This window comes from Nonomuraea insulae, assembly GCF_042656245.1.
Map to the genome: position 1 here is coordinate 189,264 of NZ_JBHSPA010000047.1, position 23,500 is coordinate 212,763.

At 70.0% G+C, this 23,500-nt stretch carries 20 protein-coding genes; 5 read left to right on the forward strand and 15 right to left on the reverse strand.

Translation table 11 applies throughout. From position 1 onward, the window contains the following. Nucleotides 1-70 precede the first annotated feature (70 nt). A complete protein-coding gene (locus ACFPZ3_RS38095; protein ID WP_379519195.1) occupies nucleotides 71-1,288 on the forward strand; it encodes an MFS transporter in 1,218 nt (405 codons plus the stop codon). On the opposite strand, the gene ACFPZ3_RS38100 is transcribed toward ACFPZ3_RS38095, so the two are convergent. The 3 genes from ACFPZ3_RS38100 to ACFPZ3_RS38110 all read right to left on the reverse strand — a co-directional run bounded on the left by ACFPZ3_RS38100 (nucleotide 1,259) and on the right by ACFPZ3_RS38110 (nucleotide 4,717). Further along, on the reverse strand, nucleotides 1,259-2,131 hold the full coding sequence (locus tag ACFPZ3_RS38100; protein WP_379519196.1) for a carbohydrate kinase family protein: 873 nt from the start codon (nucleotides 2,129-2,131) through the stop codon (nucleotides 1,259-1,261). The genes ACFPZ3_RS38095 and ACFPZ3_RS38100 overlap by 30 nt on opposite strands. A gap of 94 nt (nucleotides 2,132-2,225) precedes the next feature. After that, nucleotides 2,226-3,251: a LacI family DNA-binding transcriptional regulator gene (locus tag ACFPZ3_RS38105; protein ID WP_379519197.1), complete on the reverse strand. Its 1,026-nt coding sequence runs from the start codon at nucleotides 3,249-3,251 to the stop codon at nucleotides 2,226-2,228. Continuing rightward, nucleotides 3,248-4,717 (reverse strand): glycoside hydrolase family 13 protein, encoded by a 1,470-nt coding sequence (locus ACFPZ3_RS38110; protein WP_379519198.1) that lies wholly within the window; start codon nucleotides 4,715-4,717, stop codon nucleotides 3,248-3,250. The genes ACFPZ3_RS38105 and ACFPZ3_RS38110 overlap by 4 nt, the downstream gene beginning before the upstream one ends. 240 nt (nucleotides 4,718-4,957) lie before the next feature. Between ACFPZ3_RS38110 and ACFPZ3_RS38115 the strand changes: the two genes are divergently transcribed. Together ACFPZ3_RS38115 and ACFPZ3_RS38120 are read left to right on the forward strand one after the other, a co-directional pair. Next, nucleotides 4,958-6,241, forward strand: a complete 1,284-nt coding sequence (locus ACFPZ3_RS38115) for an ABC transporter ATP-binding protein (RefSeq protein WP_379519199.1) — start codon at nucleotides 4,958-4,960, stop codon at nucleotides 6,239-6,241. Between the two features lie 199 nt (nucleotides 6,242-6,440). After that, the gene (locus ACFPZ3_RS38120) at nucleotides 6,441-7,064 is read left to right on the forward strand and encodes an FMN-dependent NADH-azoreductase (RefSeq protein ID WP_379519200.1); all 624 of its coding nucleotides are present in this window, start codon (nucleotides 6,441-6,443) and stop codon (nucleotides 7,062-7,064) included. On the opposite strand, the gene ACFPZ3_RS38125 is transcribed toward ACFPZ3_RS38120, so the two are convergent. The 7 genes from ACFPZ3_RS38125 to ACFPZ3_RS38155 form a co-directional block, all read right to left on the reverse strand. Beyond that, the gene (locus ACFPZ3_RS38125; protein ID WP_379519201.1) at nucleotides 7,061-7,708 is read right to left on the reverse strand and encodes a Uma2 family endonuclease; all 648 of its coding nucleotides are present in this window, start codon (nucleotides 7,706-7,708) and stop codon (nucleotides 7,061-7,063) included. The genes ACFPZ3_RS38120 and ACFPZ3_RS38125 overlap by 4 nt on opposite strands. Nucleotides 7,709-7,837: 129 nt before the next feature. Beyond that, the gene (locus tag ACFPZ3_RS38130; RefSeq protein ID WP_379519202.1) at nucleotides 7,838-9,031 is read right to left on the reverse strand and encodes a CysS/YqeB C-terminal domain-containing protein; all 1,194 of its coding nucleotides are present in this window, start codon (nucleotides 9,029-9,031) and stop codon (nucleotides 7,838-7,840) included. Between the two features lie 427 nt (nucleotides 9,032-9,458). Continuing rightward, on the reverse strand, nucleotides 9,459-10,778 hold the full coding sequence (locus ACFPZ3_RS38135) for an acyltransferase family protein (RefSeq protein ID WP_379519203.1): 1,320 nt from the start codon (nucleotides 10,776-10,778) through the stop codon (nucleotides 9,459-9,461). A 78-nt stretch (nucleotides 10,779-10,856) separates the two neighbouring features. Next, entirely contained in the window at nucleotides 10,857-11,834 is a 978-nt protein-coding gene (locus tag ACFPZ3_RS38140; protein WP_379519204.1) for a cation diffusion facilitator family transporter, read from the reverse strand. A gap of 181 nt (nucleotides 11,835-12,015) precedes the next feature. Then, nucleotides 12,016-13,179, reverse strand: coding sequence for an acyl-CoA dehydrogenase family protein (locus tag ACFPZ3_RS38145; protein WP_379519205.1), 1,164 nt, complete (start codon nucleotides 13,177-13,179; stop codon nucleotides 12,016-12,018). Nucleotides 13,180-13,192: 13 nt separating this feature from the next. Further along, nucleotides 13,193-13,705, reverse strand: a complete 513-nt coding sequence (locus ACFPZ3_RS38150) for a MaoC family dehydratase (protein WP_379519206.1) — start codon at nucleotides 13,703-13,705, stop codon at nucleotides 13,193-13,195. A 67-nt stretch (nucleotides 13,706-13,772) separates the two neighbouring features. Beyond that, a complete protein-coding gene (locus ACFPZ3_RS38155; protein ID WP_379519207.1) occupies nucleotides 13,773-14,375 on the reverse strand; it encodes an ACT domain-containing protein in 603 nt (200 codons plus the stop codon). Nucleotides 14,376-14,578: 203 nt separating this feature from the next. Between ACFPZ3_RS38155 and ACFPZ3_RS38160 the strand changes: the two genes are divergently transcribed. After that, nucleotides 14,579-15,649: a serine hydrolase domain-containing protein gene (locus ACFPZ3_RS38160; protein WP_379519208.1), complete on the forward strand. Its 1,071-nt coding sequence runs from the start codon at nucleotides 14,579-14,581 to the stop codon at nucleotides 15,647-15,649. Here the strand turns inward: ACFPZ3_RS38160 and ACFPZ3_RS38165 are convergent. Continuing rightward, a complete protein-coding gene (locus ACFPZ3_RS38165) occupies nucleotides 15,646-18,756 on the reverse strand; it encodes a bifunctional cytochrome P450/NADPH--P450 reductase (protein ID WP_379519209.1) in 3,111 nt (1,036 codons plus the stop codon). The genes ACFPZ3_RS38160 and ACFPZ3_RS38165 overlap by 4 nt on opposite strands. 53 nt (nucleotides 18,757-18,809) lie before the next feature. On the opposite strand from ACFPZ3_RS38165, the gene ACFPZ3_RS38170 reads away from it, so the two are divergent. Beyond that, a complete protein-coding gene (locus ACFPZ3_RS38170; RefSeq protein WP_379519210.1) occupies nucleotides 18,810-19,373 on the forward strand; it encodes a TetR/AcrR family transcriptional regulator in 564 nt (187 codons plus the stop codon). 3 nt (nucleotides 19,374-19,376) lie between these two features. On the opposite strand, the gene ACFPZ3_RS38175 is transcribed toward ACFPZ3_RS38170, so the two are convergent. The 4 genes from ACFPZ3_RS38175 to ACFPZ3_RS38190 form a co-directional block, all read right to left on the reverse strand. Further along, the gene (locus ACFPZ3_RS38175; RefSeq protein WP_379519211.1) at nucleotides 19,377-19,634 is read right to left on the reverse strand and encodes a hypothetical protein; all 258 of its coding nucleotides are present in this window, start codon (nucleotides 19,632-19,634) and stop codon (nucleotides 19,377-19,379) included. A gap of 81 nt (nucleotides 19,635-19,715) precedes the next feature. Continuing rightward, complete coding sequence (locus ACFPZ3_RS38180) at nucleotides 19,716-20,015, reverse strand: hypothetical protein (RefSeq protein ID WP_379519212.1); 300 nt, start codon at nucleotides 20,013-20,015, stop codon at nucleotides 19,716-19,718. A 5-nt stretch (nucleotides 20,016-20,020) separates the two neighbouring features. Beyond that, complete coding sequence (locus ACFPZ3_RS38185) at nucleotides 20,021-22,003, reverse strand: AAA family ATPase (protein ID WP_379519213.1); 1,983 nt, start codon at nucleotides 22,001-22,003, stop codon at nucleotides 20,021-20,023. Next, nucleotides 22,000-23,490 carry an ABC transporter substrate-binding protein gene (locus ACFPZ3_RS38190; protein WP_379519214.1) on the reverse strand — a complete coding sequence of 497 codons (1,491 nt, stop codon included), beginning with the start codon at nucleotides 23,488-23,490 and terminating at the stop codon, nucleotides 22,000-22,002. Before ACFPZ3_RS38190 ends, ACFPZ3_RS38185 begins: the two co-directional genes overlap by 4 nt. Nucleotides 23,491-23,500: the final 10 nt, after the last annotated feature.

Here is a 23,500-nt window from a genome sequence, read left to right on the forward strand (position 1 = left end):
GACCCTATCTTGACCGTCTGACGACCATCGGCAACTCTGAAGCGGAGGAACATCGCCGGGGGCTGTGCGCGTGAGGCGTCCATACATCACCTTGTTGTCCGCCAACGCACTTTCCGTCACGGGAAACATGCTCTCCATCCTGGCCGTCCCGTGGTTCGTCCTGGAGACCACCGGCAGCGCCGTGCTGACGGGTGTGGCCTCGTTCGCCACCACCTTCCCCATGGTCATCTCGGCCGCGTTCGGCAGCACGCTGGTGGACTGGCTCGGGTACCGCGCGGCGAGCGTGCTGTCCGACCTGATCAGCGGCCTCATCGTGCTGGCCGTGCCCGCGCTGTTCCTGACCACCGGGCTGAGCTACCCGCTCCTGCTGCTGCTCCTCTTCCTGCGCTGGCTGACCGCCACCCCCGGCGAGACCGCCCGCAAGGCCATGCTGCCCGACCTCGCGACGGCGGCCGGCGTGCGGATCGAGCGGGCGACGGCGGCCTACGACGGGGTGTGCCGGGGATCGGCGATGGTGGGCGCGCCGCTGGCCGGAGTGCTGATCCTGTGGATAGGCCCGAGCATGTTGCTGCTGGTGGACGGGGTGAGCTTCCTGCTGTCCGCGCTGCTCGTGGCGGCCGGGGTACGGCGGACGGCGCGGGGCGAGCGCGACCCCGGCGGGTACCTGAACGACCTGCGGGCTGGGCTGACCTTCCTCTGGCAGGACCGGCTGCAGCTCAGCGCCACCGCGATGGTCGTGGTGGTCAACCTGCTCGACACGGGCGTGACGCAGGTGCTGCTCGCGTTGTACGCACGGGACGTGGTGGGCGACCCGCGGGCGTTCGGGCTGCTCACAGGGGCGCTTGGGGCGGGCGCGGTGCTGGGGACGATCGTGTACGGGGCGGCCGGCGCACGATTACCGATGCGGCTGACGTACGGGCTGTGCTTCTTCCTGGCCGGGGTCCCGCGCGTGCTGGTGCTGGCACTGGGCGCGCCGTTCCCCGTGGCGCTCGCCGTCACCGCGCTGTCCGGGTTCGCGGCGGGCGGGATCAACCCCATCCTGGGCATCCTGCAGTACGGCCGGATCCCCGCTCCGCTGCGGGCGCGGGTGATCGGCGCCATGACGGCGGCGGCGTACGCGGGCATGCCGATCGGCGGGCTGCTGGCCGGCTCGCTCACCGCGCTCACCGGCCTCGGGGCCACGCTCCTGGCCTTCACCGGGGTCTACGCGGTGATCTCGCTCCCGCCGTTTTTCTGCCGGGCCTGGCGGGAGCTGGATCTAGATCGAAGCCCTGGTGAGCAGCAGTGACTCGGTGATCGGGGACTCGTGCGTGCCGGTGACCGCGCAGGCGTGCGCCCCGGCGATCGCCCCCATGCGCACGCACTCCTCCAGCGGCCTGCCGCGCAGCGTGCCGTACAGGAATCCGGAGACGAACGCGTCGCCGGCGCCGTTGCTGTCGGCCACCGGGCCGGGCAGCGGCGCGGCGGGGAAGGCGCGCGCGCCGGAGCCGCGGGTCATGACGAGGCAGCCGTCGGCGCCGCGCGTGCACACGACCGTGTGGGCGCGCCCGCGCTCAATGACGTCGCGCATGACGGCGGCGGGCTCAGGCAGCGCGGCGGCCGAGAGGAACACCAGGTCGGAGTGGTAGGCGAAGTCCTTCTGGTAGTCGGCGGCGCCGTCCCAGTCGTGCAGGTCGGTGGAGATCGGCACGCCGTCGAGGTCGGGGTAGACGTGGCGGCAGAAGTCCATGATCGACACGTGGACGTGGCGGGGGCGCACGTCCGCGTACAGCTCTCTGGGCAGGCGCTCCTCAGGCGTGAGCTTCGCGTCGTAGAACGAGGTGCGCCGCCCGTCGGGCCCCACGAGCAGAACGCTGCGCCGGGTGCCCGCCTCGGCCGGGCCCCAGCGGCAGTCGACCTCGCGCAGCGCGTGGCGGATGAGCGCGCCCTGCGGGTCGTCGCCGATGAGGTCGGCGAAGGCGACGCCGAGCCCGAGCGCGTGGCACCCGAGCGCCACGCCCGCGCCGGTGTTGCCGATCCGGTCGTCGACCGGCGGCACGTGGTAGGTGTCCTTGTACGGCAACGGCAACTCGGGCACGTAGACCGTCGTGTCGACCCCGGCACCGCCGAGAACCAGAAGGTCCCGCGTCACGTGTTCATGGCCTCCACTTCGCGGAGGCGGGCTCGGTCGCCAGATGCCGCCGTCTTCCCCCGCTCTGGTCGCTCCTCCAGACGACGGCACTCCCTCACCGGTTGACCAGGGGGCCTGAGCCGGTGGAGCCGCGGACGACGAGCTCCGGCTGGAAGATCAGCTCGACGTGCTTGGCGGGAGCGCCGTTGACCTCTTCGAGCAGGGTCTGCACGGCCGCCGACGCCATCGCGCCGATCGGCTTGCGTACGGTGGTGAGCGGCGGATCGGTGAACGCGATCAGCGGCGAGTCGTCGAATCCCACCACGGACACATCCCCCGGCACCGACAGCCCCTTCTCCCTGATGGCGCGGATCGCGCCCAGCGCCATCAGGTCGCTCGCGCACACGATGCCGGTGCAGCCGCGGGTGAGCAGTTGCGCGGCGGCGGCCTGCCCGCCCTCGACCGAGAACAACGAGTGCGAGATCAGCTCATCGACGTCGGTCGCGCCGAGCAGTTGCACCATGGCCTGCCGGTATCCCTCGATCTTCCTGATCACCGGCACGAACCTGCGCGGCCCCAGCGCGATCCCGATCCGCTCGTGGCCGAGGTCGACCAGGTGCTGCACGGACAGCTTGGCGGCCAGGCGGTCGTCGGGCGAGATGAACGGGGCGTCGATGTGCTCGCTGTAGCCGTCGACCAGCACGATCGGCAGCCCGCGGTCGGTCAGGCGGGTGTATCGGTCCATTCGCGCGGTCGTGTCGGCGTGCAGCCCCGAGACGAACACGATGCCGCTCACGCCGCGATCGACGAGCAGCTCGGTGAACTCGTCCTCGGGCGCGCCGCCGGGAAGCTGGGTGCAGAGCACGGGCGTGTAGCCATGCTGCGTCAGCGCCTTCTCGATGGCCTGCGCGAACGCGGGGAAGATCGGGTTGTCCAGCTCCGGCGTCACCAGGCCGACCAGCCCGTTGCTGCGCTGCCGCAGCCGGGGCGGGCGCTCGTAGCCCATGAGGTCGAGCGCGGTCATCACCGCCTGACGGGTGGCGGCGGAGACTCCCGGTTTGCCGTTGAGCACCCGGGAGACCGTGGCCTCGCTCACCCCGGCCTGGGCGGCGATGTCGGCTAGGCGAGCGTGACCATTCATGGCACACACTTTACTTTCCACCAGGCCGTCGAATCCGCTGCTCCGGCGACATCGGAGGCGAGCAGGAGTTCTCCGTCGAGCCCGAAGTCCACGGCCGTTCCGCCGACATTGACGGTGCAGACGAACTCGCCCCTGGAGAAGACGAGCGTGCCCTCCGGCGAGTCGTGCCAGACCAGCTCCCCTTCGAGGTCGCGGCGCAGCCGCAGCGCCTGCCGGTACAGCTCCAGCGTCGAGCCGGGCACACCCTGCTGGGCCTGCACGCTCAGCCCGGCCCACTCCTCAGGGATCGGCAGCCAGGGCTCGTTCCAGCCGCCCTCGTACGTCCACGGCAGCGGCACCCGGCACCCGTCGCGCCCGCTGTCGGGGTCGCGCAGCCGCTGCGGGTCCTGGCACACCTCCTCCGGCAGGTCGAGCACCTCGGGCAGGCCCAGCTCCTCGCCCTGGTAGACGTAGGCCGAGCCGGGCAGCGCGAGGGTCAGCAGCGCGGCGGCGCGGGCCCTGGCCAGGCTGCCGTAGCGGGTGACATGCCGCTTGACGTCGTGGTTCGAGAGCACCCAGGTGGCCGACGCGCCGACGGAGCCGGAGGTGGCCAGCGAGGAGTCGATCGCCTCGCGCAGCCCGGCGGCGTCCCAGGGGGCGAACAGGTAGTGGAAGTTGAAGGCCTGGTGCAGCTCGTCAGGGCGTACGTACATGGCCAGGCGCTCGGCGGTCGGCGCCCACGCCTCGGCCACGCCGATCCGCTCGCCCGGGTAGGAGTCGAGCACGCGCCGCCAGGCGCGGTGGATCTCATGGACGCCGTCGTTGTCGAAGAACGGCACCGGCTCCCTGCCGACCATCGTGGCCTGGTTGCCGCGTCCGATGTCGGGCAGGCCGGCCGGCTTGACCATGCCGTGCGCCACGTCCACCCGGAAGCCGTCCACGCCCAGGTCGAGCCAGAAACGCAGGATCGACTCGAACTCGCCGCGCACCTCCTCGTCGTCCCAGTTGAGGTCGGGCTGGGAGGGGTCGAACAGGTGCAGGTACCACTGCCCGTCCTCGACCCGCGTCCACGCCGGGCCGCCGAAGATCGACTCCCAGTCGTTGGGCTCGTCGCGGAAGATGTAGCGCCGGCGGTTCTCGCCGCGCAACGCCTGCTGGAACCAGGGGTGGGCGGAGGAGGTGTGGTTGGGGACGACGTCCACGATGACGCGCAACCCCAGGCCATGGGCCTCGTTGATGACCGCCTTGGCATCGGCGAGTGATCCGAACAGCGGGTCGACATCCCTGTAGTCCGCCACGTCGTAGCCGAAGTCGGCCATCGGCGAGGTGTAGAACGGGGTCAGCCAGATGGCGTCGACGCCCAGACCGGCCAGATACGGCAGGCGATCGCGAACGCCGATCAGGTCGCCGACGCCGTCGCCGTCGCCATCAGCGAAACTGCGCACGTAGACCTGGTAGATCGCGGCGTTGCGCCACCAAGCGGTCATGGTCTCCCCCGTGTCTCCCCCGTACGGTCCCGACTATGAAAGCCCTTTCCGCAAGTTTACGCAAGCCCTTCCAGGCTACCCAGATACGGAAATTTCGGCGTACGGATGCCCAAAACTCCCGACCGAAACGCATGCCAAGGAGAATATTTATGTCAAGGGTGGACATGTATCGTTAAGGCGCGATGTACTACCTCTTCTATCAGCCTCGTCACAGGTGACACGCGCGCAAGGTGTGAGCCCATGAGCTCGGTCGTTCTCGACAAAGTGACCAAGGTGTATCCGGGCGACTACCTAGCAGTCGACCGGCTGAGCCTGAGGGCGGAGGACGGCGAGTTCCTCGTCCTCCTCGGCCCTTCCGGATGCGGCAAGTCCACGTTGCTTCGCATGATCGCGGGCTTGGAGGAGATCACAGAGGGGGATCTCTGGCTGGACGGTCAGATGGCCAACCATCTGGCGCCGCGCGATCGGGATGTGGCGATGGTGTTCCAGAACGGGGCGCTCTACCCGCACAGAACCGTACGCGGAAATATCGCCTTTCCCCTGGAAATCGCCAAGGCCGACCCCGCTCTGGTACGTGAACGCGTCACCGAACTGTCCAAGGCGTTGCACATCGACGAGACGCTGGAGCGGCGGCCGGGCACGCTCTCGGGTGGGCAGCGGCAGCGGGTGGCGATGGGCCGGGCGATCGTGCGGCAGCCCAAGTTGTTCCTCATGGACGAGCCGCTGTCGAACCTGGACGCCGGCATGCGCACCGAGTTGCGGATGGAGATCTCCTCGCTGGTCAGGTCGCTCGGCGTCACCACGATCTACGTGACGCACGACCAGGTGGAGGCGCTGACGCTGGCCGACCGGATCGCGATCCTGAATCGCGGCGTCCTTCAGGACGTCGGAACTCCGGCCCAAATTTACAACGATCCAGCGACGGCTTTCGTGGCGGCTTTTCTCAACTCCCAGCAGTTGAACCTGTTGGCGGCCGATGTCAGGACGCCGCAGAACCAATATGTGATGCTCGACTTCGGTCCTCACCAGTTGACGATGGCGTGGAGCGATCCCAGGGCGTACGCCATCTCGCAGCACACGGGCGGGCAGGTCCTGGTGGGGATGCGGCCGGACGGGCTGGCGCCGGTGCCGGAGTCCTACGAGGGGCCGTCCTTCTACGGGCGGGTGCGGGCGCTGGAGTACCACGGGCACGAGTGGCTGGCGTACCTGGAGTGCGGGATGCCGGCCGCGCCGGTGCCCGAGCCGCCGGACCCGCGCGTCCGGACCAACGGCGTCAAGAACGGCTCGGGCAAGGTCTCGGGGCTGGTACGACGGCTGTTCTCGCATCCCCAGGAGGAGCGGCAGGAGCAGGAGCACGTGGGCCAGCACGTGAACAGCGGCATCCACCGCCGCTCGGACCTGATCATCCGCCTCGGCGGCCGCCCCGTCTGGCGCGCCGGCGACGCCGCCAAGGTGGGCGTGGACCTCTCCCGCATCATGATCTTCACCTCGGACGGCGCCCGCATCGACCCCCCGCGCCGCTGATTCCCCTTCCGAGGCCGCGCACGGGCACCGCCGGTTTCCCCATGCCCTTCTGAGGCCGGGCGCCGGTTGCCGCCTCAAGCCCTTCTTTGCCCTCGGCCCTTTCCTGCCTCCGCCCGCCCTTGACCAACCGGACCGCAGTCCATATCTTTGACTCTCGTAAGCGGACCACAGTCCGGAAAGTCGAAGGGACCACACCACCATGAGCCGCCTGCTGCACATCTCCGCCTCACCGCGCGGAACCGAGTCCATCTCCCTGGCCATCGCGCAGACGTTCACCGAGGAGTACCGATCCACCCACCCCGGCGCCGTCGTCGACCACTTCGACCTGTGGGACGGCACACTCCCGGAGTTCGGCCCCGCCGCCGCGGGCGCCAAGATGACCGTCTTCGGCGGCGGCACCCCGGTGGGCGAGCAGGCCGAGGCGTGGGCGGCAGCCGTGCGGATCTGCGAACGGTTCACCGCCTACGACCGCTACCTGTTCAGCGTGCCCATGTGGAACTCGGGCGTGCCGTACAAGCTCAAGCAGTTCATCGACGTCGTCAGCCAGCCCGGCATGGTCTTCGACGTACACCAGGAAACGGGCTACCGCGGCCTCCTGACCGGCAAGCGCGCGACCGTCGTCTACACCAGCGCCGTCTGGGGCCCGGGTCTGGGACCGGAGTTCGGGGCGGACTTCCAGTCCGCGTTCTTCGGGAGATGGCTGCGGTGGGCGGGCGTGGCGGACGTCCAGGAGATCCGGCACCACCCGACGTTGACGGGATCGTACGAGAACGAGCGCAAGCAGGCCGACGAGCGGGCCCGCGAGATCGCCAGAACGTTCTAGCGACGAAGCCCGGCGAGCGTGGCGGGATCGAAGGAGACTGGGAAGGGAACCCCGATCGTCAGGATGTCCCCCGCCTTGACCTCGGCGACCAGCTCGTATCCTTCGGCGCCCAGATTGAAAACCTCAACCCGCGGTGCGCCGTCGCCCATGAGCTCAACCCGAAGAAAGACGGGGATGCCACCTGCCGCGTATTTGGGCGGCTTGATCTCATAGTCGCGACGATGACTACTCTTGCCAGGACTGACGATCTCAACGACGCAGACGACCTCGCTCGAGGAGAGCTTGGCGACCCCCGAAAGCATTGCCTCGGCATGCCCCACCACGATGTCGGGAATCAAGCCATCCTCGCCGACCTCAAGATTGCCCGTCTCCACCACCTCGTAGTCCTCGGGACGGGCGTCATCGAGGATGCGGAGCAGGCGCTTGGCCGCGATCGCGTGATCGTAGCCCGGCATGGGACTCACCAGAAAACTCCCGTCGATCAACTCTATGCGCTCCCCTGTTTCGGGGAGCTTGAGCCAGTCCTCGACGGTGTAGTCGCCCATGTCGTGCGGCACGGAGAAAAGCCTGGCACGACCTGGCGGCGGATGAGAATCCAGCCAGCCGTCATCCGGCAGAGCAGTCATCGCCTCATCGCCTTCCATGAATGAGAGTCTCGCACGCACGCCCGGCGAAATCCAAGCGTGTCTGTGCGAGCACGTCGAGTGACGAGATCACATTATCGTGCCTTTACTGTCACGGTCAGTTATCGGCGAAACTTCCTCTTCCAAGGTCTAAGAGACCGAAGTCCAGCGGGGCCCGTCCGGGGTGTCCTCGACCATGACCCCGCCCCGCGCCATAGCCTCCCGCAGCGCGTCGGCGACGTCGTAGCAGCCCTTCCCCCGCAGTTCGGCCCGCAGTGCCAGCAACGGCAGCACCAAGGCAGGGAGGTCCTGGGAGTGCTGGCTCGCCGTCGAGGCCAGCTCTCCGAGGCGGGCGATGAGCAGCCGCATCAGCTCTCTGGCCTGCTCCACCCCGCCCGAGTCCTCCTCGGTGTCGGCGGCCCACTTGACGAGCTCCACCTCCAGGTCGAGCACCGCCTGCGCGGCCGCCACCATGTCGGGCCCGGCCGCGGCGGCCTTGAACGACTCCTCGCACGAACGGATCGACTCCTCCAGCGTGACCTCGGAAAGAGCGGTCTCCGGTGAGGAGGAGGGCTGGGGCGGGGCGGGGGTGCCGGCGCGGCCCTCGGCCAGGCGGCGCAGCTCGGCCAGGTCAGTATGGGTGCCGGCCGGCAGGACCGTCAGCGTGCCCGGCCGGCGCACGGTCAGGCCGCCCCGCCCCGCCACCCGCACCGACTCGCTCTCCAGGTCGATGACCAGCGCCGTGTGCTCGTCGAGCCCGAGGACCGCGGTGCCGGGGGGCAGGTCGCGTTCCATGCGGGACAGCCGGCTCTCACCGAGGTAGCAGTAGCGGGTGTCGTGGGTGCCGCCCTCGGCGTTGTCGAAGTGCGGGATCAGCACGGCCTGCAGCCCCAGCGCCTCCAGCAGGTCGATGCCCTCCCGCCAGGCCGGCTCCGCGCCCACTTTGTAGATCTCGTAGACCGGCACCGTGGCCAGGCCCGCCGTGCAGGCCGCCGCCGAGGCCAGCACGGTCACCCCCTCACGGGCCCGGACCCTGGCCCGCAGGTCGCCCGCCACGCCCGAGTCGGCCCAGCGGTCCAGCGCGTACGTGGGGCTGCCAGGACCGGAGAAGACCCAGTCGGCGCCCGTGATCGCCGCCGCCACCTCGACATCCAGCCCGACGCTGTGGGCGAAGTATCGGCACGCGCGGGCGGAGATGTCGGCACGGTTTTCCTGGAAGGCGTAGGGAGTGTCGAGCAGCACGGCTCGCGCCCCCGCGCGCAGCGTCCGCGCCGCGGCGCGGTGGATCTCGACCATGGTCGGGCTCGTCTCGCCCGACCCCATCAGCACCAGCAAACCGGGCATGGTTGTCGGCCTCTCTCTCGCACGCCATCGACTACAACCCGGCCCACCGTGATGTCGCAAGAGCGGATGACAATATGCCTATGGAACGCAGTTGCATATGACTGGCAGTAAGTTATGGGTGGTGACGGGAAGACACGTGGTCTCGGTTGAGACGCTCATGCTACGGGTGGGCACTGACAATCGCTGGTCATACCGGCATGCCATTACCCGGCCGCTACGCGGGGAAAGCCCTGACGAGGCGGCGCGGCGGCTCAGCGGCGTCGCGCCGGGCGACCCGGACACCGTCCTGCATTCCACGAGCTGGCGGTACGAATCGGGCGGCGAGATCGTTCTTACCTATGCGATTTGCCCTGATCCAGAGCCTTGGCTGCCCGCGGCCGCGGTGCCGGTGCTGGAGATCGCCCGCGGCCAGGCCCCCGCGACACCGTCACCGGAGCGGGTCGACCTGGGCAACGTGGTCGCGCACGCGGTCAGGCACCTGGCCTTCCTCATGGCCGAGGACCCCGTGGTCGCCCGCGCCCTGTCCCGCCACCCCCGTGTCGCCTCCGCGCTGGAGCCCGCCACGATATCGGCGTGAGACGCGGCGGCCCAGCGCCTGCATGGGCCGCTCGACGTACCGGTAGCTGAGCGCGCTGACGCCCAGGATCAGCGCCACGGCCAGCGCGGCCATGCCCAGCTGGTACGGCACCTCCGCCCGCCGCAGGTCACCGCTGATCTGCACGAAATACTTCAGCAGCGGATGATGGACCAGGTAGAGCGAGTAGCTGATCAGCCCGAACCACACGAGCACCCGGGGCAGCCGCCGCCCGCGCAACGCCATGCCGCCCGCGAACGTGGCCCCGGCCAGCACGATCGTGGTGATCCACACATCGGCCTGCACCCACCACCAGCCGCTCTCGATGGCCCACAGGGGCGAGATCGCGACCAGCGCCGTGGTGACCGCGACCGGCCACAACCGGCCGGTGCCGCGCTCCCACCGATGGATGGCCGTGCCCGCGAACATCACCGCCAGCACCGCCACACCCAGCCACGGCACCCGGCTGCTCATCAGCAGCAACACCACCGCCATCAGGCCGAGCACGCAGGCCGCCGCCGTACGGAACCTGCCCAGCACCACCCCCGCCAGCGCGACCACGAACACCGCGCACGACACGTACGCCGGCCACCCGCCCGCCAGCACCGCCCCCGACGAGACCAGCCCGACCACCACGGCCGCGGCCGCGAACACCATCGACAGCAGCCCGCTGCGTTCGTGCCCGCGCGTCAGGAACAGCGCCGTGACCAGCAGATAGAACACCATCTCGTACGACAGCGTCCACATCGTGTCGGCCACCCCGCCAACGCTGACGACGTCGAGCAGCATGGTCGCGTGCGCCGCCACCGAGCTGCCGTCGCGCGGCACCGCCTCCCGCACCGGCACCCACCAGGCCAGGGCCAGCATCACGACGATGACGGCGAGGTAGAGCGGGTAGAGGCGGAAGAAGCGGCTGATCCAGAACGCGCGCACGTCGCCGTGGCGTTCCAGGGACGTGGGAATGATGTAGCCGCTGACCAGGAAGAACACCAGGATGCCGTAGATGCCCAGGTTGAACCAGTAGGGGCGCAGGCCCGGCAGGAACCAGGGAAGCAGGTGCTCGGCCACCACCGCCAGCGCGCCTATGCCCCGCAGGGCGTCCAGCCAGGCGAGCCTCGCCGACGGGGTCGTGGGTGTGCGGGCAGGCTTGGCAGGCAGGGCGGCGGCGGACACCCAGCCCAACTTACCCGTTTCGGGGCGGGTGATGCGGCGGGTACGCCGGTGGTCACTCCCCTTTCCGACATCCGCCGCTCAGGGGGTGCGGTGGGCGGTGAGGGAGGCGTGGTGGTCGGCGCCCTCCGGGCCGTCGGGGTCCGTGTGGACGGTGGCCGCTCTCAGGCGGGGCAGGTCGTGGATGAGCCGGTGCTCCGCCTCGACCGCCACCTTGTGCGCCCGCACCACCGACATGTCGTGGCTGACGAGGATCTCCACCTCGGCGTGCAGCGCGTGGCCGATCCAGCGCAACCGTACGGACTCCACGTGCCGGACCCCCGCCACCCCGGCGAGGATGCGTTCGGCCTCGTCCACGAGATGGGGGTCGACGGCGTCCATGAGCCGGTGGTAGATCTCGCGCGCCGCGTCGCGCAGGACGAAGCAGATGGCGACCGTGATCAGGAGCCCGACGATCGGGTCGGCGAGGGGGAAGCCGAGCGCGGCGCCACCGGCTCCCAGGAGGACGGCGAGCGAGGTGAACCCGTCGGTCCTGGCGTGCAGGCCGTCGGCCACCAGGGCGGCGGAGCCGATCTCCCTGCCCACCTTGATGCGGTAGCGGGCCACCCACTCGTTTCCGGCGAACCCGACCACCGCCGCCGCGGCCACCCAGCCCACGGCCCTGATCTCCTGGGGATCCAGCAGCCGCCGGACGGCCTCGAACCCGGCCAGGGCGGCCGAGGCGGTGATGAGCAGGACGATGACGATGCCCGCCAGGTCCTCCGCGCGGCCGTACCCGTAGGTGAATCGGCGGGTGGCGGCGCGGCGGCCGAGCGAGAACGCGATCGCCAGCGGTACGGCGGTGAGGGCGTCGGCCAGGTTGTGCAGCGTGTCGCCGAGCAGCGCGACCGAGCCCGAGGCCACGACGGTGACGGCCTGGATCGCGGCGGTGACCATGAGCACGGCGAACGAGATGGCCAGCACGCGCATGCCCCGGCTGCTGGACTCCAGGGCGCTGTCGGTCTTGTCCGCCGTGTCGTGACTGTGCGGGGCGACGGCGTGCATGACCCTGCTAAGCACCGCCCCGATCCCCCGACGCCGCGAGCCCCCGCGCCCATCCTCAGGACCGTGACCGTGGCCGTGGCCGTGGCCGTGATCGGGGCCGGGGTGGTCTCGCTGGTCAGACATGCCGTCCCTCGCTTGCGCAATTCGTCCCTTCGACCAGGATATGGAGGCAGGTGCGGACGCCCCCGACCAGGCCCTACCAGCCGACCTTGCCCTTCCCGGAGATGAGCGCACGCGCGATCACCATCCGCTGAACGTCGTTGGTCCCCTCCCCGATCGCCATCAGCGGCGCGTCCCGGTAGAGGCGCTCGACCACGAACTCCTGCGAGTACCCGTAACCGCCGTGAATCCGCATGGCCTCCAGTGACGCCTTCAGAGCCACCTCCGAGGCGAAGTACTTGGCCATCCCCGCCTCCATGTCAACCCGCTTGCCCCCGTCGGCCTGGGACGCCGCCCAGTACGTGAGCAGCCGGGCGGCCTGGATCTCCGTGGCCAGGTCGGCGAGCTTGAGCTGGATGGCCTGGAAGTCGGAGATCGGCTGCCCGAAGGCCGTGCGCTCGCGCGAGTAGTTCAGCGCGGCCTCGTACGCGGCCTGGGCGACGCCGACGGCGCGGGCGGCGATGTTGACCCGCCCGATCTCCAGCCCGCCGAGCACCTGCTGCATGCCGCGCCCCTCGACGCCGCCGAGCAGGCACGACACCGGCACCCGCACCTCGTCGAGCACCACCTCGCAGGTCTCGGTGCCCTTGTAGCCGAGCTTGGGCAGGTCGCGGCTGACGGAGAAGCCCGCGAGCGTGGGGTCGACGAGCAGCACCGACATGCCCTTGTGGGCCGGTTCGACGACGGAGGTCTTGACCAGGACGGGCAGCGGGTCGGCGTGGCGGGCGTTGGTGATCCAGGTCTTGGTGCCGGTCACGACGTAGTGGTCGCCGTCGCGTACCGCACGGGTCTGGATGCCCTGCAGGTCGGTGCCCGCGCCGGGCTCGGTCAGCGCGATCGCGGTGCGGCGCGCGCCGGTGGCGAGGTCGGCGAGGTGCAGGCGTTTCTGCTCCTCGGTGCCGTGCCGGGCGATCATCCAGCAGGCCAGCGAGTGGGAGCCGATCGTGCCCGCCACACCCATCCAGCCCCGCGCGATCTCCTCGAAGACCAGCGCGAACGACACCATGTCGGCCCCCATGCCGCCGTACTCCTCGGGCACGGACAGGCCGAACAGCCCCATCTGCTTCATCTTGTCGATGATCTCCGTGGGATAGCGGCCGGAGTGCTCCCACTCGGTGGCCACCGGCAGGATCTCCTTCTCCACGAACGCGCGCAGGGCCTCGCGGAACGCCTTCTGCTCGTCGGTCAGCTCGAAGTCCATGTGCCTCTAATCCTCAGAGCGGGCCGGTCTTGGCCTGGGGGAAATAGCCTTTGTCGTACGGGGCGTCGCGTTTGTAGACCATGACGGTCCGCGTCCAGGACATGATCTCGTCGCCGTCCTGGTTGAGCCCGCGCGTGTAGCAGGTGACGATCCCGGCGTACGGGCGCGAGTTGGACTCCCGTTTCTCCGTCACCTTGGACTCGGCGTACAGGGTGTCGCCGACGAACACCGGGTGGGTGAGCTTGATGCCGTCCCAGCCCAGGTTCATGATCGCGGTCTGGCTGACGTCGATGACGGAGATGCCCAGCACGATGGCCACGGTCAGCCCCGAGTTCACGATGATCTTCCCGGTGGGGGCCTTGGCGGCGAAGTGGGCGTTGAAGTGGTTCTGGTTGGTGTTCATGGTCAGCAGCGTGAACCAGGTGTTGTCCGCCTCGCTGATCGTCCGTCCCATGGGGTGCTGGTAGACGTCCCCGATGGTGAAGTCCTCGTAGTAGCGGCCGACACTGGGCTCGTGAACGGTCAAGGGCTGCTCCTGTTCACCACGATCAGACCGTTCACGTTAGTGACCAGATGATTGTTCGGTCAATCACCTACGCCCGTGCGGCCATCTTGGAGACCACGTCCACGATGCGGGCGGCGCGTTCCACCTCGGCGCGGTGGAACACCGGCCCGTCCGCCCGCGCGACCACCACGTGCAACCCGGCCGTGACCACGGGCAGCAGCATGAGCTGCAGCTCCTTGGCGCCCACCGTGATGGCCCGCGGCGGCGGCTCGGGCAGCTCGATCTCGGCGGGCGCGGCCAGCGAGGCATGCCGTACGGCGCCGTCGGCCACCGCCACCGACCACTCCGCGCCGCACAGCCCCGGCAGGGCGTCCACCAGCGTGGCGAAGCCCCTGGCGGGCTCGGTGGCCACGTGCATGAGCAGGTCGTAGTCGGGCGCCGAGCCGGGCATCTCCCGGGTGGGCCACACGCCCTCCACCCGGATGCCGGGCACGGCGGACAGCCGCTCGCGCGCCTCGGCCGCGCTCATCTGCCCTGGCCAGGAGACGGTGAAGTCGTCCACGGCCCGCCCTGCCTCGCGTTCGAGCACCGTGATCTGCAGGATGTCCGCTCCCAGCGTGCCCAGCGACTTCGCGACCTGGCCCAGGCCGCCCGGCCTGTCGGGCAACGACACCCTCAGTCGCAGCAGCATTCGCTGCCCCCTTTCCAGAGGCTCCCACAGTGCCGTGGAAAGGTTTCCAGCATGTTCCACGGATATGTCACACATGCTGCGGTTATATCCAAGAATGAAGGGTTAAGTCCGAATTGTCGATAAAGGACAGTTGGGGTTTTCCGCAGGTCATCGTATGGTTCTTCCCCATGGTCCGGCTCGTCGGTGTTTCCTAGCGTTGCCCCATGATTCTCACGAAGACCGTGGCCATCACGCTCGCCTTGACCACCCTCAGCCCCGCCAATGACACGCTCAAGCAACAACTCGACGCCCTGGTGAAGACCAAGGCCGCCGCGGCCGTGCTGGTCCGGGTCAGCGCGGACGGCAAGGACTGGACGGCCGCCGCAGGTTACCGCGACATGACCTCCCGCCGACCGGCCGACGCGCGGGGCCACTTCCGGATCGGCAGCGTCACCAAGTCGTTCGTGGCCACCGTCGTGCTGCAACTCGCCGACGAGGGCAAGCTGTCGCTCGACGACCAGGTGGCCGAACATCTGCCCGGCGCGCTGCCCGAGGGCAGCACGATCACCGTGCGGCAGGTGCTCGGCCACACCAGCGGCCTGTTCGACTACGCGGGCGCGGGCATCCCCGGCTGGTCGATCAGGGACTTCCGCCCGGTGGAGACGCTGTACGACCAGATGCCGCAGGAACTGCTGGCCGTGGGCCTGTCCAGGCCGCCCTACTTCAAGCCGGGCGGCGGCTGGCACTACTCCAACACGAACTACGTGGTGGCGGCCATGCTGATCGAGAAGCTCACGGGCGGCACGTACGCCGACGCGATCAAGTCCAGGATCCTGCGCCCCCTGGGCCTGACCCACACCTACCTGCCCGGCCACGACACCTCGATGCCCCGCCCGTACGCCCACGGCTACGCCCTGGTCAAGGGCAAGGCCGTGGACGCCACGCGGGTCAACCCGTCCCTGGAGTACGGGGCGGGCGAGATGATCTCGACGACGGCCGACCTCGCCCGCTTCTTCGACGCGCTCCTGTCCGGCAAGCTGACCAGCGCCTCCGCGCTGAAGCAGATGCGCACCACCCGGCCGGCGGGCGAGGGCATGGGGTATGGGCTCGGCCTGCAGGAGTTCGAGGTCTCCTGCGGCAAGAGCGTCTACGGCCACAGCGGCGGCGTCTTCGGCTACCTCACCTACGCGCTGCGCTCCGACGACGGCCGCACCCTCGTGCTCTCGGCGAACCCGTACACCGGCGAAGTCCCGGCCGACGCCCTGGACAAGGCGCTGACCAGCGTGTTCTGTTAGGCGAACACGTCCTGCTGGTAGCGCCCCTCCGCCTCCAGCCCGGCCAGCCACTCGGCGCCGTCGCGGCCGGTCCTGTCCCGGTGGAGGTCCAGGAGTGCCTGCCTGACGGCGGGCGCCATGCGCAGGCCGTCGCCGCAGACGTACACGTGGGCGCCCTGCGACAACAGCTCCCACACCTCGTCCGCGCGGGCGGCGACGGCGTCCTGGACGAACCGGTACGGATGCCCCGCGACGGCCGAGTAGGCCTCGTGCACCGTCACCCCGTCGGCCTCGCCCCACGCGGCCAGCTCGGCCCCGTACAGCAGGTCGTGCTCGGGGTGGCGGCACCCGGTGAACACCTCGGCGCGCCCGGTCGCGCCGCTCAGCGCGCGCTCCTCCAGGAAGCCGCGCAGCGGCGCGAACCCGGTGCCGGGGCCGACCAGGACGACCGGCGTGGCGGGGTCGTCCGGCAGGCGGAACGGGGGCGCGGGCACCCGGATGTAGCCGTAGAACCGCTCGCCCTCCTTCAACCCCGCCAGGTACGCCGAGCACATGCCCTGGTAGGTGCCGGTGCCGGACAGGGCTGGGCCCTCGACGAGGCCGACGGTCAGTCGCACCAGGCCGGGCTCGGCCAGCGGCGAGGAGGAGACGGAGTAGTAGCGCGGCTTGATCGGACCGGCCATCTCCAGGAACGCCGGCAGCGGCAGCTCGATCGCCGGGAAGCGCTCCAGCAGCGCCAGCGGGGAGACGCGCTTGGCGAGGATCTCGTCGGCGTAGTTCCCGGTCAGCTCGGCGAGCTGGCCCGTGGTCCACGGGCAGGAGGTGTGGGCGGCCAGTGCCTCCAGGTCGGAGCGGGTGGCCACCTCCTGCAGCTCGGCGAACTCGCTCAGCAGCAGCCCGGCCGTCACCGGCGTGTCCACCGGCAGGTGGGTGTTGCCGGCGGCGCGCAGCCGTACGACCTGGTCGCGGGGGACGCGCAGGCAGCGCAGCGCCCACTCCACCAGCTCGGGGTCGTTCTTGGCGAAGACGGCCACGTGGTCACCGGCCGAGTACGTCACGCCCTCGGGCAGCCGAGCCACGATCGAGCGCACGCCGGGGCGCGGCGCCTCGATCGAGAAGTCCCAGAGCCCGGCCGGGTCGCCGGTCAGCTCCTCGTTGGAGACGACGGTCAGCGGGAAGGCCCGTTCGGAGACCACCGACGGCCTGACCTCGGCCTCGGTGAGCACCTCCATCTCATAGCGCGGCCCCACGCTGCCCGCTGACGCGCTGTACTCCTCGGCCAGCGCCGCCCACAGCCGCGCCGTCCAGGCGGACACGTCGCCGTCGAAGTCGCCGTCGGTGTCGGCCTCGCCCCGCTCGATCAGCGGCACGGCCCCCGCCGCGGTCAGCTTCTCGAACGCGCGCCTGGGGAAGTCCTGGTACGTCGGCCACTGCGTGTTCCCGCAGCCCAGCACGGCCAGCCGCACGCCGGCCAGATCGGGCACCGCCTCCAGGGCGTCGAAGCGCTGGGCGTTGTCGGGGGCCTTGCCGTTGTAGGAGGAGGCCACCACGACGAGCAGGCCTTCCGCGGGCGGCTGGAGCTCGTCCAGCGTGGTCAGCGTGGTGGCGAACCCGGCCCGCCCGGCGCGCTCGGCCAGCCGTTCCGCGAGGTCGGCGCTGGTGCCGAGGTTGGAGCCGTAGGCGACGGTGAGCGGCACGCCGGTCACGGCGACGTCCTGCTGCTCGTTGTCCTGCTCGACCTGCTCGGCCACCGTGGCCCGCTCGTGGGCGCGCCGCTCGCGTACCCGCAGGGTGAACCCGTCCGGCTTGAGGGTGAGCGTCTGCTTGATCTTCATGCGGTAGACGCTCGGGTCGGACAGGGCGAAGCGCCGCAGGATCATCGCCAGCGCCAGCCTGGCCTCGGTGATCGCGAACTGCCGGCCGATGCAGGCCCGCTCGCCGTTGCCGAACGGCTTGTACGCGCCCGGGTGGTGCTCCTTCTTGTTCTCCGGCAGCCAGCGGTCGATGTCGAACTCCTCGGGCCGCTCCCACGCCTTGGCGCTGCGGTGCAGCGGCGGCAGCAGCACGGCGACGCCCTGGTCCCGCGGGATGAGGTAGTCGCCGATCATGGTGTCCTCGATGGCGCTCACCGCGAAGACGGGGATCGGCGACCAGAACCGCAGCGTCTCGTCCAGGATGCGGGGGATGACGTCCAGCTTCATGATCGCCTCGTACGTGGGCGGCTCGTCGCCCGGCAGCAGGCGGTCCACCTCGTCGTAGGCGCGGGCCAGGGTGTGCGGCTCGCGCAGCAGGTTGTACAGGGCGAAGGAGAGCAGGCCGCTGGTGGTCTCGTGGCCGGCGATCAGGAAGGTGAGCACCTGGTTGCGGATGTTCTCATCCGACAGCCGCTCGCCGCTCTGCGGGTCCGACGCCTCCAGCATGAGCCCCAGCAGGTCTTTCGCGCCCCCGCCGCCCTCGGCGCGGCGCTGCTTGATCACCTCGTCGACCAGCGCCTGCATGGTGGCGATGTCGCGCCGGTAGCTCTCCTCGTGCTTCTTCTTCAGCTTGGTGACGAACGGGAGCTGCTGGTTGCGCAGCATGGCCTCGGTCAGCGCGCCGCCCATGGCCTTCAGGAACGGGTGCAGCTCCGGCGAGTCGAACGAGTGGAACCGGTAGCCGAACCCGGTGAGGGAGATCGTGTCGAGCGTCAGCCTGGTCATGTCGTCGGCGACGGGCAGGTCCTCCCCCTGGCGGCCGGCCCACGACTCGACGAGCTGGTCGGCGACTTCGAGCATCTGGGGGTAGTACGCCTTCATCGAGCGCTGGCTGAAGGCCGGCATCAGAATGCGGTGCGCCTGGCCCCACACCGGCTCGTGCAGCTCGGCCGTGAACAGGCCGTCGCCGCCGAAGTCGCGCACGATCGACAGGGGGGCGTTGATCCGCTTGACGAACCGGCTCTCGTCGCACACCTCGGCGACCAGGTCGGGGTCGTAGACCAGCACGACCCGGCGACCGGCGATCTCGAGCTGGAAGATGCCCTCCTCGTAATCCGAGGCCACCTTCATGAAGTGTTGCACCGGCGAGTGTGCGGGGATTTGCAGCGTGTTGCCCACGATCGGCAGGCCCTGCGGGGCGGGGATCCTCGCCATGGTTGCTCCCTTCCTCAGCCATACGGTGTATGGCTGACGCTACCATACGGTGTATGGCTGCGAGCGCGCGCAGGGGTGCCCCCCTGACCCTGGAAGAAATCAGCACGACGGCACTGCGCCTGATGGACGAGGGCGGGGTGGAGGGCCTGTCCATGCGCAAGCTGGCGGCCGAGCTGGACGTCAACCCGATGTCGCTCTATCACCACGTCGAGAACAAGGACGCGCTGATCAGGCTCATCTGCTCCACGGCGGCCCAGCGCATGCAACTGCCGCCGGACGACGGCTCACCCTGGCAGGAGCAGCTCAGGGCCCTGGCGATGGCCTACCACCGGCACGTAGGGCAACACCCGGCCATGTGGTCCTACCTGCACAACCACCCGGAGCTCATCGCCGACCGCGAGCTGATCATCTGGCAGACGCTCTACCGTGTGCTGCGCCTGGCCGGGGTGCCGGAGTCGGAGTTGCGGCGGACGAGCGACGTCCTGCACGCGTTCGTCACGGGCTTCGTCGTCGCCGAGACGCACGGGCACCTGCCCGACGACCCCGAGGAGGTCAAGGCCGACTTCGACGCGGCCGTCCGCCTGATGATCCACGGGGTCGCGGGCTTCACCCGTTGAGGGTCACTCGTCGCCGGGGCTCTCCCGCACCACCCAGCCGTTCCCGTCGAGATCGTTGAAGAACACGAACGACTTCCACCAGCAGCCCTCGCCGTCGGCCAGGCCGCCGTCCTCGCCGTGGTGCTCGACCTCGCTCACCTCGACGCCGCACCCGGCCGGCTCGGCCCGCGTGTTCCGCGTGGCCCGCGCGGCCCGCGTGGCCTCGATGTCGGGCACCACGAGCCGCAGCCGCTCCGCCACACCTTCGAGCTTCCAGTCCATTTCGGGCCCGTTCCTCTCACGTGTCGCGTGCGAACCTGTCACCGACACGTCGATCGGGCGGCCCCGGAATCGACACGCTCCTCAGCCGGCCGCGTCCCAGACGGCCTCGAACGACTCCGGCGGGATCTCGGTCAGCTCCCAGATCTCCAGCGGCTGATCGGTGAGGAAGCCGTGCTCGTCCTGCAGGTGCCGCCACCAGTAACGGCGGGCGGCCCGGTCGGTGCCCACCTCGACCTGCCGGACGGCCCAGTGCTCGCCATCGCCCTCGACGCCCTCGAACAACCAGGCCCGCCCGTCCTCGTCGCCCATGTGCCAGTAGTGGCGGGGGGCGTCGGACTCGGCGAGCTGCCGGACGAGGGGCAGGCGTACATCAGGAAACACATCGCTCACTCTAGAGCGTCGGACGGCGGGATCGGTTCCAGGCGCCAGTGCTCCCTGATCCGGCACAGCACGGCCCTGGCCTGGTGGTCGGCGTTGCCGATGCGGCTGCCCGCCCTGGCCAGCGCGGCGAACGAGCGCTCGGCCACGGCCGCCTGGACGCGCTCGGCTGTCAGGTCCGCGGAGAAGACGCCGAGCACCGTGTCGAGGAAGAACAGCCGGTTGGCGATCGTCAGGTCGGCCACCTGCTCCCCCAGCTCGCGCAGCCGCCCGTACTCGATGCTGAACTCCTCCTGCATGATCCCGAGGGCCTCCGCCGGGATCCGGCTGTCGCCGCTGCCGACGATCCTGTCCAGCTCGCGGGCCACCAGCCGGCGCGCGGTGTCGGGCAGTTCCTCGTCGTGCGTCCGCTCGGCGAACAGGATCGCCGCCCTGGCGATGCGCAGCAGGTCGCGCGGGATACCGCCGGCCAGCGCGTTGAACAGGGCGGTGAACGCCGTCGGAAGCCCGATCACCCGCTTGGCCAGCAGCCGCTCGGCGTCCTCCTGACGCAGCGGCTCGACCCTGACCACCTCGTCGATGGCGCTGTCGAAGACATCGCGCCCACCCACCGGCGCGAGGTCGGCGGCGCGCAGCGCCTCGTCCGACACCGACAGCAGGAACAGGCAGCCGGGTACGTCGAAGATGACCTTGAGCTCGTTGAGGAAGTCCTGGGCGGCGGTCGCGGGCTGGATCCGGTCGAGCTCGTCGATGCCGATGACCAGCCGCCGCGGGGCGGCCAGTTCCAGGCCCACCCGCCGCAGGAACTCCTTCAGGTCGTGCACGATCTCGGGGTAGCTGAGCGGCTGGCGGGCCCTGTTCCTGCCGCGCCTGAGCGACAGGCCCACGCCGGGAACGTTCAGCGCGGCCTCGGCGGCGTGCGTCTGCAGGTACCAGATCTGCCGCAGGTGCTGACCGGCCGGCCTGCGCAGGGGCCGGGGGCCGTCCTCCATGACGCGTTTGCACACCTCGGCGAACAGGTGCAGGGCGAAGTCGCGGCGGTCGTACAGGACGGGCGCGACGACCACGACACTCAGCCGCGTCGCCTCCTCGCAGTACGCCGTCAGCAGTTCGGTCTTGCCGACCCCGCGTGGCCCGGACAGCGCGATGCTGCCGTCGTCCATGCCGCCGGCCACCTTCTCCAACCGCTCCTCGGCGGGGGTGCCGACGTGCCCCTCTCCGCGCACCCGCTTCAGGCTCAGCGTGCCGTGCACCGACAGCCGGGTCGCCTCCAGGCGTTCCGCGGCGGCTTTGACGTGTGGCCGCAGGACCTGCAACATGGCCTCGACCAGCTCGTCCATGGCGAGCCTGCGCTGCACCTCCAGCCGTTCCCTGTCCCTGGCGGCGGCGCGGGGGCTCACCAGGCTCAGCCACCAGGTCCGTACGGTGGCGGCGAACGCCGCCGCCCAGACCCCTCCCGCCACGGCGAGCGCCAGGACCGCCCAGCCGGCGCCGCCCGCCTGGTAGCTGAGGAACGTCAGGCCGCCGGTCGTGACCAGGGAGGTCAGCGCGACGGGCGCCAGGAACATCGCGTCGGGCGGGCCCCCGGCCGGCACGCGCCGCCACACCAGCCACGCCGCCCCCGACACCAGCAGCCCGGCCAGGAGCAGCACGAGCAGCGCCACGCCCGCGCCGGCCAGGGTTGAACCGCTGGAGGTCAGGCCGGTCGCGGTGGTCCACCCGTACAGCAGGCAGGTGGCGGCCGTGACGGCGGCGCACAGCAGCAGGACGACGGGGCGGGCGATGCGGAGCAACGGCCCGTCCGCGGGCACGCGGGCGGCCGTCTCGCGATAGTCGTCGCCGAGCCCGCTCGTCAGCGCCTCCCTCTCACTGTCCAGCGTGGCGCGCAGTTCCTCGGCGGAGGGCTGCGCGTCCTGCTTGCGCGCCTCCTCCAGCGTGGCCTTGACCGCGGTGACGCAGGCGGCTTCGAAGAGGTCGTCGAAGGGGTTCATGTGGTTCGGTACGGTTCGAAGTTCGCCGGCAGGCCCTGGGGGACATCCCTGGCGATCTGCTTGATGGGAATGACCCGGCCCACCGCCCTGCCCAGGGCCATGGTGGGGAAGGAGAGATCGCCCGAGGCGCCGCGCGCGGCGTAGGCGAGCACGAGGTTGCCGAACTGCGCGGCGACGTCGGCCGGCTTGGGCACCGGCGGCCCGAGCCTGGCGGCCACCGCCAGCACGGCCAGGGCGTCGTGGTGGGCCATGGCCATCCCGTCCTTGAGGTCGTCGCTGGGGAAACCGTGGCCCCGGTAGGCCGTCTGGAAGAACCCGAATCCGTCCGGCGGGTCCGACCGCTCTTTCGGCCAGTCCTCGCCGTCGCCGGAGGTGGCGTAGATGACGGAGACGTTGCCCTCCTCGAGGTCCTTCGTGTAGGGGTCGGTGGAGGCGAACCCGGTTGCCGCGGCCAGCACGGTGAGCGGGGTGCCGACACACGACCGGGTCTTGAGGGCCTGGGCGAAGTAGGCGAAGTCCGCGCCGCGGCCGGCGTACAGGACGGTGTCGAGCGGATTCTGGCGGGAGTTCACGGCGGTGCAGAGGTTGGTGACGACCGCGGCGAAGAGATTCGGGGTGCCGGACTGGTCGATGGTGGCGCCCACATACGACAGGTCAGGAAATTTCACGTATCCGCTGAGCTCATTGCGAAAAGCAGTGAAAAGCGAATTGGTGTACGGATCGCGGTTACGGTCATAGACCACGATGGCCGATTTCAGCGTTTTACGCGTGTCCAGATAATGCCGCAACGCCTTCACGTACTGAATGTTGCTCGGCGACACGCTCCAGAACATCGGCAGCCCGGTGAGGCTGTCGGCCGAGGTGATCGCGCTGACCATCGGGATGCGCCTGGCGCCGAGCCACCTGACCGCGCTCTCGGTGCTCGGCACGCTGGAGCCGAGCCCGAGCACGCCCACCAGCGGGTGCTCCTCCTCCGACACCTCCAGGACCTTGCCGAGCAGCCGGTCCCCCGCGTCCTGCCTGCTGCCCTGGTTGGCCAGCAGCAACTGCAGCCCGACCTGCCTGTAGTCGCCGAAGACGGTGGTGGTGTTGGCCCGCACCAGCGCCGTGTACGTGCCCTGCAGCGCGTGCTCGATCTGCTCCAGCGTGATGGCGGACAGGGTGTTCTCGGCGTTGGAGACGGTGAGCGGCATGAGCAGGACGGCTTTGACGTAGGCGCCCTGCCGGGCGACGCGCTGATTCTCCTGCTGGATCTTGCCGTGGATGCGGTTGATCCGCTCCATGACGGCCCTCTTCGCGCCCGGCGCGCCGGCGGGGTCGTTGAACAGGACGCCGCCGTCCGTCACGCCCAGCAGTTCGTTGTGCGGATCGCCGCTGGACCACGTCTGCCGGCGATCGCTCACGACCCTCCAGGCGACGATGAGCACCACGATGGCCACGACGCCCACGAGCAGCGCCAATAATCTCTTCGACGGCGAAGTTGCCACATCGATATTG